The following is a 15,090-nucleotide window of genomic DNA, read 5'->3' as shown; positions in this document are numbered from 1 at the left end:
ACCGGTGGCCGGGCGGCCGCCGGTGTCGAACACCTCACCCGCAGAGGAGAAGCAGCATGCGCAGAGCGAAGAGATGGCTGACCGCCGTCCTGGGCGTCCTGACGCTGACGCTCGCGGCGAGCGTCGCCGACGGGGTCATCGCGCCCCGTCCGGCCCAGGCGCTCGACAACGGCGTCGCCCGTACCCCGCCGATGGGCTGGAACACCTGGAACACGTTCGGTTGCAACATCAACGAGACCCTGATCCGCCAGATGGCCGACTCGATCGTGAACAACGGCCTGCGGGACCTCGGGTACAAGTACGTCGTCGTCGACGACTGCTGGTTCGACCCGAACCGGGACGCGCAGGGCAACCTCCAGGCCCACCCGCAGCGGTTCCCGAGCGGCATGAAGGCGCTCGGGGACTACCTGCACTCGCGGGGTCTGCTGTTCGGCATCTACCAGTCACCGCTGGACCAGACCTGCGCCCAGTACTTCGACGCCTTCCCCGGCTCCACCGGCAGCCTCGGGCACGAGTACCAGGACGCCCGGCAGTTCGCCGCCTGGGGCGTGGACTACCTGAAGTACGACTGGTGCTCCCCCACCGGCACCATCGACGACCAGGTGGCGCGGTTCGGCATCATGCGCGACGCGCTGGCCGCCACCGGACGGCCGATCGTCTACAGCATCAACCCGAACAGCATCCACGAGAAGACCGGGCCACAACGCAACTGGAGCGACGTGGCGAACCTGTGGCGGACCACCGAGGACATCACCAACGCGTGGGACACCGGCCAGACCAACGGGTACCCGATGGGGATCCAGAACATCGTCAACGTCAACGTGCCGCTGGCCGGCTACGCCGCGCCCGGCGGGTTCACCGACCCGGACATGCTGGAGGTCGGCAACGGCGGGATGACCGACACCGAGATGCGCAGCCACTTCGCGCTGTGGTCGATCATGGCGGCGCCACTCATGATGGGCAACGACCTGCGCTCGGCGAACGCCGCGACGCTGACAATCCTGAAGAACCAGAACCTCGTCGCCATCAACCAGGACCCGCTCGGGCGCCAGGCCGTCCAGGTCTCCCACGACGGCACCCGGCGGGTCCTGGCCAAGCGGCTGGCCAACGGCGACGTCGCGGTGGCGCTGTTCAACCAGGGCGGCACCGCCACCACGGTCTCCACCACGGCGGCGGCGATCGGCAAGACCGGCGGCCCGTTCACCCTGCGGGACGCGTGGACCAACGCCACCTCCACCACGACCGGGACCATCTCGGCGAGTGTGCCGGCGCACGGCACGGTGGTGTACCGGGTCAGCGGCGGCGGCACCACCGACCCGCCGCCGCCCACCACGTTCCGGCTCCGCAGCGAGTCGGCCGGGCGGTGTCTCGACCTCGACAACGGCAACACCGCCAACGGCACCGGGACGCTGATCTGGGACTGCCACGGCAACCCCAACCAGCAGATCAGCCAGACCGGGCAGACCCTACGGATCCTCGGCAAGTGCCTGGACGTCCCCACCAACGCGGCCAACGGGACCCGGGTGCAGATCTGGGACTGCAACGGCGGCACCAACCAGCAGTGGACGGTCAACGGCAACGGCACGGTCAGCAACATCCGCTTCCCGTCCCTCTGTCTGGACGTCGACAATGGCGGCACGGCCAACGGGACGGCGGTGCTCGTCTGGTCCTGCCACGGCAACGCCAACCAACGGTGGAGCCGGGTGTGAGCCCCGCGCCCTGATCGCAGCGGCCGGCCGGGGGGCTCGCCCACCGGCCGGCCGACCCGGTCAGCGACCGCCGGCGGCGCGTCGCTTGTGGTAGACGTCGAACGCCACGGCGACCAGGAGCACCAGGCCCTTGACCACCGACTGCACCGACTGGTCGACGCCCATGAGCTGCATACCGTTGCTCATCACCGCCATGATCAGACCACCCACCATCGCGCCGACGACCGTGCCGACACCGCCGGTGACCGCCGCGCCGCCGATGAACGCCGCCGCGATCGCGTCCAGTTCGAACATGTTGCCGGCGGCGGGCTGCGCGCCGTTGGAGCGCGACGAGTAGATGACCCCCGCGACGGCGGACAGGAAGCCCATGTTGACGAAGACCCAGAAGTTGACCGCCTTCACCCGGACCCCGGACAGCATCGCCGCCGGGAGGTTGCCGCCGATCGCGTAGACCTGACGACCGAAGACGGTACGCCGGGTGAGCAGGCCGTAGACCAGCACCAGCACGGCCAGCACGATCAGCACGATCGGCAGGCCCCGCGCGTGGGCCAACTGCCAGGCGAAGTACATGACGACGGCGCCGACGAGGGCCACTCGCGCGACGAACAGCGGGAAGGACTCGACGGGCTGCTCGTAGCGGACGCGCGCCACCCGGGTCCGGAACACGCTCACCGCGTATCCGGTCACCGCGAACGCGCCGATGAAGAGCGTGAACGCGTCGAACCCCTCCCCGCCGAGCAGCCCGTTGAGGAAGCCGGCGGCAAGCCGCTGGTACTCGGCCGGAAACGGCGACAGCGAGACGTTGTCCAGCACCCGCAGGGTGAGGCCGCGGAACAGCAGCATGCCGGCCAGCGTGACGATGAAGGCCGGGATCCCGGCGTACGCGACCCAGAGACCGTGCCACGCGCCGACCGCGACCCCCACGGCGAGCGCGGCGAGGATGCCGACCCACCAGGGCAGGCCCTCCCGGATGACGAGCACGGCGGAGACCGCGCCGGTGAGCGCCACCACCGATCCCACGGAGAGGTCGATGTGCCCACCGATGATCACGATGACCATGCCGATGGCGAGCACCAGGATGTAGGAGTACTGGAGGACGATGTTGGTGATGTTGCCCGGGCTCAGCGAGACGCCGTCGGTGAGGACCGCGAACAGCGCGACGATCACCACGAGGGCGACGTAGATGCCACTCTGCCGCAGGTTGCCCAGGAACAGCGTCCGCGGATCGCTGGTGCCGGTGTGCAGGGCGGCGGCGGGGGCCGCGTGGGACGCGCCGCTCTTCGGTGTGGTGGGGGGCTTCGTGCTGGTCATCCGACAGGACCCCTGTCCTTCGTCATGAGTTCCATGAGGTTCTCCTGGGTGGCCGCGCCCACCGGCAGCTCGCCGGTGATCCGGCCGCCCGCGAGGGTGTAGATGCGGTCGCACATGCCGAGCAGTTCGGGCAGCTCGGAGGAGATGATGACGACGGCCTTGCCGTGGGCAACCAACCGGTTGACGATCGTGTAGATCTCGAACTTCGCGCCGACGTCGATGCCCCGGGTCGGCTCGTCCAGGATCAGCACGTCCGGGTCGGTGAAGAGCCACTTCGCCAGGACGACCTTCTGCTGGTTGCCGCCGGAGAGATTGCCGACCACCGACATCACCGTCGGGGCTTTGATGTTCATGTCACGCCGGCCCTGCTCGGCGGCCCTGATCTCCCGGTTGCCGTCCACCCAGCCGAACCTGGCGAGCCGGCCCAGCGCCGCAGCCGAGACGTTGCCCCGGATGTCGTCGATCAGGTTGAGGCCGTAGCGCTTCCGGTCCTCGGTCGCGTACGCGATGCCGTGCTCGATCGCCTCGGCCACCGTACGGGCCCGGACCTCGCGTCCGTGCACGAACAGCCGGCCGGTGACGTCCCGGCCGTACGAGCGGCCGAACACGCTCATCGCCAGCTCGGTGCGTCCGGCGCCCATCAGCCCGGCGATGCCGACGACCTCTCCGGCGCGTACGTGGAGCGAAGCGCCGTCGACGACCAGCCGGTCCTGGGTCGGGTGCCGCACCGACCAGTTCTCGACGCGGAGCACCTCCCGGCCCGGGGAGGACACCCGGTCGGGGTAGAAGGCGGCGAGGTCCCGGCCGACCATGCCGCGGATGATCCGCTCCTGGGTGGCCGTGTCGTCGCGCATGTCGAGCGTCTCGACCGTCCGGCCGTCCCGGAGCACCGTGGTCGAGTCGGCGATCGAGGTGATCTCGCCGAGCTTGTGGGAGATCATGATGCAGGTGAGGCCCTGGTCCCGGAGCCGGCGCATCAGGTCCAGCAGGTGCGCCGAGTCGACGTCGTTGAGCGCGGCGGTCGGCTCGTCCAGGATCAGCAGTCGTACCTTCTTCGACAACGCCTTGGCGATCTCCACCAGCTGCTGCTTGCCGACGCCGAGCCCGACCACCGGGGTCACCGGACTCTCGTCCAGCCCGACCGCCGTGAGCAGGCGGGCGGCCTCGGCGTTGGTCCGGTTCCAGTCGATGAGGCCGCCGAACCCGCGCCGCTCGTTGCCGAGGAAGATGTTCTCCGCGATGGACAGGTGCGGCACCAGCGCCAGTTCCTGGTGGATGATGACGATGCCGCGCGACTCGCTGTCCCGGATGCCCCGGAAGTGGACCGGCTCGCCGTCGAAGACGATCTCGCCGTCGTAGTCGCCGGTGGGGTAGACCCCGGAGAGCACCTTCATCAGGGTGGACTTTCCGGCGCCGTTCTCGCCGCAGATCGCGTGGATCTCACCGCGTCGCACGGCGAGCGAGACGTCCTGGAGCGCCGTCACTCCGGGAAAGGTCTTCGTGATGTCGCGCATCTCGAGGATGTTCTCGCGCATGGGAACCGTCCTGCTCGGAGCTGTCGTGGTGGGGTGTCGGCCGGCCCGGCGGGGGTCGCCCCACCCCCGGGCCGGCCGATCCGGGTCAGCCCTTCGCCTGCCCGGCGGCGACCTCCTCGGCGGTCCAGTAACCGGAGTCGATCAACACGGGCTTGATGTCGTCCTTGTAGACGGTCTGGACCGGCAGCAGGAACGACGGGACGACCTTGACCCCGTTGTCGTACGTCGTGGTGTCGTTGGCTTCCGGCTTCTTCTCCTTCAGGAACGCCTCGGCCGCCACCACGGCCTGCTCGGCCAGCAGGCGGGTGTCCTTGAAGATGGTGGAGCCCTGGACGCCCTCGTTGATGAGCTTGGCCGAGGCGATCTCGGCGTCCTGGCCGGTGACCACGGGCATCTTCCTGGCCGCCGCGCCGTAGCCGGCGTTCTGCAGGGCGGTGATGATGCCGCGCGACAGGCCGTCGTACGGCGACAGCACACCGTCGACCGTGCTGCCGTCGTTGTAGCTCGAGGTGAGCAGGTCCTCCATGCGCTTCTGCGCGGTCTCCTGCTGCCACCGCAGGATGGCCACCTGCTCGATCTTCACCTGCCCGGACTTCACCCGGAGCGTGCCGGCGTCGATGAACGGCTTGAGGGTGTCGGTCGCGCCCCGGAAGAAGAAATGGGCGTTGTTGTCGTCCAGCGAGCCGGCGAACAGCTCCACCTCGAACGGCCCGGTCGCGGTGCCCTTCGCGCCGTTTCGGTCGAGCAGGCCGAGGCCGACCAGCAGCGCGTTCGCCTGGGCCACGCCGACCTTGTAGTTGTCGAAGCTGACATAGAAGTCGACGTTGGGGCTGTCCCGGATGAGCCGGTCGTACGCGATGACCGGGATCTTCGCGTCCGCCGCCGCCTGGAGTTGGCCGCTGAGCGCGGTGCCGTCGATCGCCGCGATGATCAACACGTCCGCGCCCTGCGTGATCATCTGGTCGACCTGCTGCGACTGCGTCGGGATGTCGTCCCCGGCGTACTGGAGGTCGACCTGGTACCCCTTCGCCTCCAACTTCTCCTTCACCGAGTTGCCGTCGGCGATCCACCGCTCCGAGGTCTGCGTCGGCATCGAGACGCCGATCGTCAGCTCGGCGGCCCGGTCCCCGCCGGTGTCCGCGCCACCACCGGCTCCCTCGCCACTACAGGCGGCCAGGCTGATGGCGAGTGCCGCCCCACCGAGAACGGCCAGAATTCGTCTGCGCACGACTTTCCTCTCCCCTCCGTACTCCTACTCCTGGACAAGAGCCCTTCGTTCGGGGACGACGGACGGGGTGTCGGGTCGCGTGAGTGCTGGCGACACCGCCGTCGTCCGCGCGACGCCGGGGCCGGCTCGCCCCGGCCGAGGCGGCCCCACGACACCGTCACGGGCGTGGTGAGCACCAGGTGTGCTCCGTGAGAATCCGACTGCGGTCGCACTCGGTGTCGCTCCCCCGAGCTGTGGTGGCGGTGCGTGTCAGAGGGCGGCCAACCCGTGATCGAGCATGTTAGCGCTAACAGCGTTAGTTGTCAATGGCTTCGGGGCGCTCCGACCCCCAGGAGCAGCCGACCGACGACCACGCACCGCACTCCCCCGGACCGACGAGCTTCGCATTGACGGCCACCAGCCCGGCCCGTACCGTTCATCGTGAATACTCGATGTCAGCGTTAATGCGGCCATGTTGCCGCCCCGCTCGGCGCCGCTCCCCCTTGAGACATCGGCCCAGTTCAAGCCCATGCCGCACGAGCTCCAGAGAAGTACACCTCAAATGTTATCGATAACAATCGTCGATCTTCACCGGCACGGGCACCCGAGCTGGGACGCGCCTGCCGGCACGTCGCCGTGCCGGGAAACCGTTCGACACCCTGGAGGTAAGTCGTGAAGCTACGAGCCCTGCTCCGGGCCGGGAAGGGACTCCGGTGCGCCATCGCCGCGATGGCGAGCCTGGCCTGCGCGATCGCCCTGCTACCGGGCACCGCGCACGCCGACAACCCGATCGTCCAGCACATCTACACCGCCGACCCGGCACCGATGGTGCACGACGGTCGGGTGTACCTCTACACCGGACACGACGAGGACGGCTCCACGTACTTCACCATGCGCGAGTGGCGGGTGTTCTCGTCCGCGGACATGGTGAACTGGACCGACCACGGCGTGCCCATGAACCTGGCCACCTTCGCCTGGGCGGATGCCAACGCGTGGGCCGGCCACGTCATCGCCCGGAACGGAAAGTTCTACTGGTACGTGCCCGTCCGGCAGCGTTCCACGGGGCAGATGGTGATCGGGGTCGGGGTGGCGGACAGCCCGACCGGCCCGTTCCGGGACGCGCTCGGCCGCCCACTGGTCGGCAACGGCGAGATCGACCCGCACGCCTTCGTCGACGGCGACGGGCAGGCGTACCTGTACTGGGGCAACCCGAACCTGTGGTACGTGCGGCTCAACCCCGACATGGTTTCGTTCTCGGGCAGTCCGACCCGGATCCCGCTCACCACCGCCGGGTTCGGCACCCGCACCGGCAATCCCAGCCGCCCCACCCTCTACGAGGAGGGCCCCTGGGTCTACCAGCGCAACGGGCTCTACTACATGGTCTTCGCGGCGGAGTGCTGCTCCGAGTTCATCGCCTACTCGACCGCGCCCAGTCCCACCGGACCCTGGACGTACCGAGGGACGATCATGCCCCGGCAGGGCAGCAGCTTCACCAATCACGCCGGTGTCATCGACGTCAACGGCGGATCGTACTTCTTCTACCACAACGGCGCGCTACCCGGCGGGGGCGGCTACACGCGCTCGGTCGCGCTGGAGAGGTTCACCTACAACGCCAACGGCACCTTCCCCACGATCAACATGACCACCGTGGGCGCTTCCCAGGTCGGCACGCTGAACCCGTACGTCCGGCAGGAAGCCGAGACGATCGCCTGGGGCTCCGGCATCGAGACCGAGCCGTCCCGCGAGGGCGGCATGAACGTCGGCTGGATCGAGAACGGAGACCACATCAAGGTCAAGGGCGTCGCCTTCGGTACCGGCGCCGCCTCCTTCTCCGCACGGGTCGCCTCCGCCACCAACGGCGGCCGGATCGAGGTACGGCTGGACAGCGCGGGCGGCCCGATCGTCGGCACCTGCGCCGTCGGTGGCACCGGCGGCTGGCAGAACTGGACGACCACCACCTGCGGGGTGAGCGGAGCCACGGGTACGCGGGACCTGTACCTGCACTTCGCCGGCGGCAGCGGCAACCTGTTCAACGTCGACTGGTGGCAGTTCGGCGGCGGACGACGGTGAGGTGTCGACGGTGGTCGGCTGCACCAGAAGCCGACCACCGTCGGCCTACTCGGCCGCCGGGCGCAGTCGCACCCGGCGCAGGAGTTGGGCGTTGAGCGCGACGACGATGGTGGAGGCGGACATCAGCACCGCCCCGACCGCCGGGCTGAGCGTGACGCCGGCCCAGGCCAGGACTCCCGCGGCCAGGGGCAGGGCGACCACGTTGTAGCCGGCGGCCCAGGCCAGGTTCTGGATCATCTTGCGGTAGGAGGCCCGGGACAGCCGGATCACCCCGGTGACCCCGCGCGGGTCGGAGGAGGCCAGGACCACGCCGGCGGACTCGATCGCGACATCGGTGCCGGCGCCGATGGCGATGCCGACGTCGGCGCGGGCCAGGGCGGGAGCGTCGTTGACGCCGTCGCCGACCATCGCCACCCGGAGGCCCCGCTTCTGCAGGTCCGCGACGGCGTCGTCCTTGTCGGCGGGCAGCACCTCGGCGAACACCTCGTCCTCGCCGGGGCGGAACCCCAGGTCGGCGGCGACCGCCTCGGCGACCGGTCGGGCGTCACCGGTGATCATCACGATCTTGCGGACACCCTGCTCGCGGAGCTCCCTGATGGCCTGCCGGGCCTCGGGGCGGACCTGGTCCTCCAGGGCCAGGGCACCGACGACGGTCGTCCCGTCGTCGTCGAGGCGCAGCAGGTGGAGCACCGCCGCCCCGCGTCGCGACCAGTCGTCCTGGCGATGCCGCAGCTCGTCGGGGACGGTCGCCCGCAGCTCGCGCAGCAGAGCGGGTCCGCCGACGGCGTAGGTGGCCCCGTCGACGTCGGCGCGCACACCGCGTCCGGTCAGCGACCGGAATCCGGTGGCCCGGCGGGTGCCGCCCTTCTCGGCCGCCGCGGCGACGATCGCGCGGGCCAGGGGATGCTCGCTGTCCGCCTCCACCGCCGCCGCGATGGCCAGGACCTCGTGGTCGCTGGCGGTGCCGGTGGCGGCCACGCCGGTGACGACGTGTTCGCCGCGGGTCAGGGTGCCGGTCTTGTCGAACAGCACCGCGTCGACGGTGCGCATGCGCTCCAGGGCGATCCGGTCCTTGACCAGGATGCCGCCCTTGGCCGCCACCGCAGTGGACAGCGCGATCACCAGCGGGATGGCCAGACCGAGAGCGTGCGGGCACGCGATCACCAGGACCGTTACCGTGCGCAGGACGGCCTCGTCGGGGTTGCCGAGCACCGTCCAGGCCAGCACGGTCGCCACGGCGGTGGCGGTGGCGACGTAGAACAGCCATGCGGCGAACCGGTCAGCGAGCACCTGCGCCCGACCGCTGGACTGCTGCGCCTGCGTCACCAGCCGCTGGATGCCGGCCAGGGCGGTGTCCTCGCCGACGGCCGCGACGCGGACCCGGATCGCCGCGTCGGTGGCCACCGTGCCGGCGACCACCCGGTCGCCGGTGCTCCGAGGGACCGGCCGGGACTCCCCGGTGATCATCGACTCGTCCATCTCGGCGCCACCCTCGACGACCGAGCCGTCGGCCGGCACCCGTCCGCCCGGGCGGACGAGGACCACGTCCCCGACCCCCAGCTCGGCGACGGACACCCGCCTCGGCTGGCCCTGCGCGTCGAGGCGTTCGGCGTCGTCGGGCAGCAGCGCGGCCAAGGCCGACAGCGCACCCTGGGCCTGGCCGATCGCCTTCATCTCCTGCCAGTGCCCGAGCAGCATGATCGTGACCAGGGCGGCCAGCTCCCACCAGAAGTCCAGGTGGAACGCGCCCAACGAGGTGGCCAGCGACGCCACGTACGCCACGGTGATCGCCATCGCGATCAGCAACATCATTCCCGGCGCCCGGTCCCGGACCTCCCGGACCGCGCCCTGCAGGAACGGCCACCCGCCCCAGGCGAACACCACCGTGCCCAGCACCGGCCCCACCCAGCCGACGCCGGGAAAGTCGAGCCGGTAGCCGAACCAGTCCATCACCATGTGGCTGGTGGCCACGATCGGAACCGTCAGGGCCAGACTCAGCCAGAACCTGCGGCGGAACGTCTCCGGGTCGTGCCCGGCGTGCTTGTCGTGCCCACCGTGTCCGGAGCGGTGGTGAACCATGTGGCCGTGGTGCTCCCCCTGCCCGCCGGTGCCGGTGTGACCGTCTGCCGGCGTCGGCGTGGCCCGGTGCTCGTGCGACATCGTCATCGCCTCCCTCGGGACACGAGGATACCCCCGGGGGGTATTAAACGCCCAGGTGGTGTCGATGTCTCTCGGATCACTCGCCACTCGTGCGGGTGACCGGCGCCGGGCACCGCCGATTTCCTTCATGTCGGGTTCCGCCTGCGGCTACCCACTGCGGCGGGCTCCATGCGCCCCTGAACGCCGGCGCCGAGCCTGCCGAGTCCCACCCGACGCCCTTGCCAACCGGGCCGCCGCGTCGTCGCCGGCCAGCGTCGCATCCGTCCCACTGACGTCCGCCGCGTCCGCCTGGACGGCCGGGTGGGGCGGCCCGCGCGCTGCCGCCCCACCCCGGCTACGGCATGGGGTGGGCGACGAAGTGGTCCCAGGAGATGCCGGTGGCGTCGGGCCCGGCCGGGTCGCCGTAGAGGCTGCACGGACAACCGCCCGGGTACGCGTGCCCGGCGCCGTCGATCATGTACTGGTCGACGATCGTCCGGTCGGCGTCGTCGCGGTGGCGCAGCAGCGTGTAGCCGCGCCCGCCCGGCACCTGACCGTCGACGGTGTCGTCGGGGGTGGCGTCGGTTCCGGCGACGGTGGTCCACTGCCCCGCGACCCGGTACGCCGTCGACGGCGGTACGACGATGTCGCTGGTGCCCTGGAAGATGACCACCGGCACCGTGCGGGCGCGGCTGCCCATCTCCTGCAACGCCGCCCGACCGGACTGCTGCGGCGTCGTGTTCTGCAGGATGTCGCACAGGTACTCGCACCCGGCGACGATGCTCGCGGCGGCATAGACGTCGGGATAGGAGACGGCCATGATGTTGGCCATCACCCCGCCCGCCGAGATGCCGGTGACGTAGACACGGCGGCGGTCGACGCCGTACTGGCCCGCGACACGGTTGGTGATGCCGGCGATGATCGCCGGCTCGCCGAAGCCGCGGTGCTGGTTCGTCGGCAGGAACCAGTTCCAGCAGCCGGCCGGGTTGGCCAGGTTGTTCTGATCCGGCATCACGACGGCGAAACCGTGCTGCTCCGCGCGGGCGCTCCAGCCAGTGAGGACGTCGAATCCGACGTCGTTCTCGGTGCAGCCGTGCAGCGCCACGACCAGCGGGATCGGCGTGCCGGGCCGATAGGTCGAGGGCACGAAGCCGTGGTAGTCCCGGGTGCCGTAGACCGAGACGTAGCTGCCGTAGAAGAACGTTCCCGTCGCCGCGTGCGCGGGCGGCGGGGCGACGAGGGCTCCCGCGACGAGGACGAGAGCGGCGGCCAGCATCCGCAGCCACCGGCCAGGGTTGAACGTCATGATCGCACCCCTTCCCAACGGTCGTTTGTTTGGAACATTGAAGTCCATGCCTGTCTATGTCAAGGTGTTGACGGTGGGGATCGCAGACCGGAGACTTTCCCCCGTCCAAACGTTCGTTTGCCGGGAGACGAGGAGAGCGCCATGGGCGTGGTGGCGAACCGGGAAGCACAGGGGCGGGTCGCCGGGGACGCCGTGGAGCTGGCGTTCGGGTTCTGGCCGGGGCGTGGCCGGCCGATCGTGGCCCTGCACGGGATCACCGCGTCCTACGTCAACTTCGTCGGTATCGCCGAACGGCTGGCCGGGCGACGCCCGCTGCTGGCTCTGGACCTGCGCGGCCGTGGGGGCAGCGACAAGCCGGACGGTCCCCACGGCATGAGTCAGCATGCCCGTGACGTCGCCGCGGCGATGGAGGCGTTCGGGCTCGACGACTGCGTCGTCGTCGGACACTCGATGGGGGCGTTCGCCGCGGTCGCGCTTGCCGCCGAGCACCCGGACCGGGTCGCGGGCGTCATGATGGTCGACGGCGGGCTGCCGCTCACGGCCCCGCCCGGCGTCGACCCGGCCGCGCTGCTGGACGTCGTGCTGGGCCCGCAACTGGCCCGGCTGCGGCAGGAGTTCGCGAGCCGGGAGGAGTACCACGACTACTGGCGGGCGCTGCCGGCGTTCCCGGCCGAGGTGTGGGGACCGTGGGTGCACGCGTACCTGGACTACGACCTCGGCGGCACCGCGCCGCACCTGAGGCCCCGGGCGTCCGAGGCGGCGATTCGCGCGGACTACCTGGACACCCTCGACGCCGACCTGTTGCGCAGGCGGCTGGCGGCGATCACGGTGCCCGTGACACTGCTGACCGCCGAGGAGGGCTTCTATCCGGACCAGCCGCCGCTGTACCCCGACGCGGTCGTGCAGGCGGAAGGCGGTGCGGTGAGTCGGTTCGCGCACCAGCGGATCTCGGGCACCACGCACTACACCGTCGCGCTGGCCGACCACGGCGCGACCAGCTGCGCCGACGCCCTGGTCGCGTTCGCCGAGCAGTGCGGCAGATGAGGTGACCGGTCGCAAGCGTCCGGCCCCGACCGCCGACACCGCCCGACTGCTGACCGAGATCGTCGCCGCCAGCCCGCCGGCCCAGAACGCGACGGATCCGCTGCCACCGCGCGCGACGGCAGGCGGCACACGTCGACGCATCCAGGCGGAGGCGCTGCGCCAGTTCGCCGCACGCGGCTACCACGCCGTCTCCGTGCGCGACCTGGCAGCGGGCGTCGGCATCCACGCGAGTTCGATCTACGCCCACGTGCCGTCGAAGGCCGACCTGTTGGCGGACCTGCTACGCCTCGGGCACATCGAACACCGCGACCGGTTGCGTCAGGCCCTCCTCGACTGCGGATCCGACCCCGGCGACCAACTGGCCGCACTCACCCGGGCCCACGTCCGCATGCACGCCGATTACCCGCTGCTGGCCCGGGTCGCCAACCGCGAGCTCGGCACGCTGGACGGCGCGGCCCGCGACGAGATCGCCGCCGTCCGACTGGATTCCGAACGGCTGATCCTGGACGTCATCAACCGCGGCCGGCAGCTCGGCGCGTTCGGCACCGACGTCGACCCCCTGATCGCCGTCGCCGCCATCGGGGCCATGGGCATCCGGGTCGCCGAGTGGTGGACCCCGGCCCTGGGCATCACCGTCGACGACCTCGCCGACCAGTACGCCACCCTCGCCCGCAACATGCTGCGCTGATCCGGCGACCCGGCCCCACGACCCGGTCCGGCGATCTGCCCGGACACGGCGGTGGCCGCCCTGACGTGCTGGGACAATGCGACGACCACCCCGATGCGTCAGAGAAGGGTTCGTCGTGACGGACGCGCAGGGATCGCACGGGCCGGACAGCGGGGCCGCATCGCGCTCCCTGGCGGCCCGCGGTCCGCACGTCAACGCGCTCGTGGTGGGCGCGATCGGCGTGGTGTTCGGTGACATCGGCACCAGCCCGATCTACACCATGCAGACCGTCTTCAATCCGGGTGATCCCCATCCCGTCCCGGTCAGCCCGGAGAGCGTGTTCGGGGTCGTCTCGCTGGTGTTCTGGTCGGTGATGATCATCGTCACGGTCACCTACGTGCTGCTGGCGATGCGCGCCGACAACCAGGGCGAGGGCGGCATCATGGCGCTGATCACCCTGCTGCGGCGATCGGCGGCAGAAGGCGGACGGGCCGCCCCGGCACTCGCCGCCCTGGGCATCTTCGGCGCCGCGCTGTTCTTCGGCGACAGCATGATCACCCCGGCGATCTCGGTGCTGTCCGCCGTGGAGGGGCTGAAGATCGTCGAACCGTCGCTGACCGACCTCGTCGTGCCGATCACCGCGGTGATCATCGTGGTGCTGTTCCTGCTACAGCGGCGGGGCACCGGCGCCGTCGGTCGGCTCTTCGGCCCCGTCATGATCATCTGGTTCGTCACCATAGCCGTGTGCGGCATCGCGGGCATCGCACGGCACCCGGGCATCCTCCGGGCGTTGTCACCGACCTACGCGCTCGACTTCCTGGCCGGTCACTTCGGTGTGGCGTTCTTCGCCCTGGCCGCGATCGTGCTCGCGGTCACCGGCGCGGAGGCGCTGTACGCGGACATGGGGCACTTCGGTCGCCGGTCGATCACCCGGGCCTGGCTGGCCCTGGTGTTCCCCGCCTGCGTGCTGAGCTATCTGGGTCAGGGAGCGCTCATCCTGCGCGACCCGACGAACGTCGGCGCGCCGTTCTTCCGGCTCGTGCCCGACTGGGGACGGCTGCCGCTGGTCGTGTTGGCCACCGCGGCGACGGTGATCGCCTCCCAGGCGGTGATCACCGGCGCGTACTCGGTCGCGTCGCAGGCCGCCGAACTGGGCTACCTGCCCCGGCTGCGCGTCACGCACACCTCCGAATCCACGATCGGGCAGATCTACGTGCCGTGGATCAACTGGCTGCTGATGGTCTCGGTGCTCACCCTGGTGTTCGCCTTCCGGAGTTCGGCGGCGTTGGCGTACGCGTTCGGCATGGCGGTGACCGCGACGATCACCATCACCACCCTGATGTTCTTCTACATCAGCCACTGGAGGTGGCGCGTTTCGCGGTGGCTGCTCGCCCTCGGCGCCGCCCCGCTGCTGGTGGTGGACCTGTTGTTCGTCGCGGCCAACACGACCAAGCTGATCCACGGGGCGTGGTTGCCGCTGCTCATCGGCCTGACCGCGTTCACCACCATGACCACCTGGCAGCGCGGTCGCCAACTCGTCGCCGCGGAGCGCCAGCGCCGCGAGGGGTCGCTGCGTGACTTCGTCGACGAGCTGCGCAACAACCCGCGGGACGTCCGGCGGGTCGCGGGTACGGCGGTCTTCCTCACCCCCCGCGCGCAGACCGCGCCGCTGGCCATGCGCGCCAACGTCGAGCACAACCACGTTCGCCACGAACACGTGCTGATCCTGTCGATCCTGACCGAACCGGTGCCCCGGATCCCCGCCGACCAGCACATCGTCGTCGACGATCTCGGCTACGCCGACGACGGGATCGTCCACGTCACCGCCCGCTTCGGCTACATGGAGGCACCGAACGTGCCCGAGGTGCTCCGGCGGGTCGACCCGGCCGCCGCCGAGGGCCGGATGCGGCTGGACGAGGCGTCGTACTTCCTGTCGAAGGTCGAAATCCGGCCGGGTCACCTGCCGACGATGGCGCTCTGGCGCAAGCGGCTGTTCATCGCCACGTCCTACCTCACCGCCGACGCCGCCGAACACTTCGGCCTGCCCCGCAACCGCACGGTGATCATGGGTTCCCACATCGAGGTGTAGCGGGCGTCCGCCG

At 70.4% G+C, this 15,090-nt stretch carries 10 protein-coding genes; 5 read left to right on the top strand and 5 right to left on the bottom strand.

Going from position 1 to position 15,090, the window contains the following annotated elements:
- The first annotated feature begins 56 nt into the window (after positions 1-56).
- Positions 57-1,709 carry a glycoside hydrolase family 27 protein gene (locus tag GA0070618_RS23020; RefSeq protein WP_088983478.1) on the top strand — a complete coding sequence of 551 codons (1,653 nt, stop codon included), beginning with the start codon at positions 57-59 and terminating at the stop codon, positions 1,707-1,709.
- Between the two features lie 60 nt (positions 1,710-1,769).
- Here the strand turns inward: GA0070618_RS23020 and mmsB are convergent, their stop codons facing one another.
- From mmsB to chvE, 3 genes are all read right to left on the bottom strand, one after another.
- Complete coding sequence (mmsB, locus tag GA0070618_RS23015; protein WP_088983477.1) at positions 1,770-3,020, bottom strand: multiple monosaccharide ABC transporter permease; 1,251 nt, start codon at positions 3,018-3,020, stop codon at positions 1,770-1,772.
- The gene (mmsA, locus tag GA0070618_RS23010; RefSeq protein WP_088983476.1) at positions 3,017-4,555 is read right to left on the bottom strand and encodes a multiple monosaccharide ABC transporter ATP-binding protein; all 1,539 of its coding nucleotides are present in this window, start codon (positions 4,553-4,555) and stop codon (positions 3,017-3,019) included. The genes mmsB and mmsA overlap by 4 nt, the downstream gene beginning before the upstream one ends.
- A gap of 85 nt (positions 4,556-4,640) precedes the next feature.
- Positions 4,641-5,783, bottom strand: a complete 1,143-nt coding sequence (gene chvE / locus GA0070618_RS23005; protein ID WP_088983475.1) for a multiple monosaccharide ABC transporter substrate-binding protein — start codon at positions 5,781-5,783, stop codon at positions 4,641-4,643.
- Positions 5,784-6,434: 651 nt separating this feature from the next.
- On the opposite strand from chvE, the gene GA0070618_RS23000 reads away from it, so the two are divergent.
- On the top strand, positions 6,435-7,832 hold the full coding sequence (locus GA0070618_RS23000) for a glycoside hydrolase family 43 protein (protein WP_231931415.1): 1,398 nt from the start codon (positions 6,435-6,437) through the stop codon (positions 7,830-7,832).
- A gap of 45 nt (positions 7,833-7,877) precedes the next feature.
- Here the strand turns inward: GA0070618_RS23000 and GA0070618_RS22995 are convergent, their stop codons facing one another.
- The gene (locus tag GA0070618_RS22995) at positions 7,878-9,911 is read right to left on the bottom strand and encodes a heavy metal translocating P-type ATPase (RefSeq protein ID WP_088985761.1); all 2,034 of its coding nucleotides are present in this window, start codon (positions 9,909-9,911) and stop codon (positions 7,878-7,880) included.
- A 415-nt stretch (positions 9,912-10,326) separates the two neighbouring features.
- Complete coding sequence (locus GA0070618_RS22990; RefSeq protein ID WP_157748990.1) at positions 10,327-11,277, bottom strand: extracellular catalytic domain type 1 short-chain-length polyhydroxyalkanoate depolymerase; 951 nt, start codon at positions 11,275-11,277, stop codon at positions 10,327-10,329.
- 141 nt (positions 11,278-11,418) lie between these two features.
- Between GA0070618_RS22990 and GA0070618_RS22985 the strand changes: the two genes are divergently transcribed.
- From GA0070618_RS22985 to GA0070618_RS22975, 3 genes are all read left to right on the top strand, one after another.
- The gene (locus GA0070618_RS22985) at positions 11,419-12,321 is read left to right on the top strand and encodes an alpha/beta fold hydrolase (RefSeq protein WP_088983473.1); all 903 of its coding nucleotides are present in this window, start codon (positions 11,419-11,421) and stop codon (positions 12,319-12,321) included.
- Between the two features lies 1 nt (position 12,322).
- A complete protein-coding gene (locus tag GA0070618_RS22980; protein ID WP_088983472.1) occupies positions 12,323-13,009 on the top strand; it encodes a TetR/AcrR family transcriptional regulator in 687 nt (228 codons plus the stop codon).
- A 115-nt stretch (positions 13,010-13,124) separates the two neighbouring features.
- The gene (locus GA0070618_RS22975; protein WP_231931414.1) at positions 13,125-15,077 is read left to right on the top strand and encodes a potassium transporter Kup; all 1,953 of its coding nucleotides are present in this window, start codon (positions 13,125-13,127) and stop codon (positions 15,075-15,077) included.
- Positions 15,078-15,090: the final 13 nt, after the last annotated feature.

The sequence above is a fragment of the Micromonospora echinospora genome, from assembly GCF_900091495.1.
Lineage (GTDB): Bacteria > Actinomycetota > Actinomycetes > Mycobacteriales > Micromonosporaceae > Micromonospora > Micromonospora echinospora.
The sequence above is the reverse complement of the archived record's forward strand: the minus strand, read 5'-3'. Positions and strand labels throughout refer to the sequence as shown.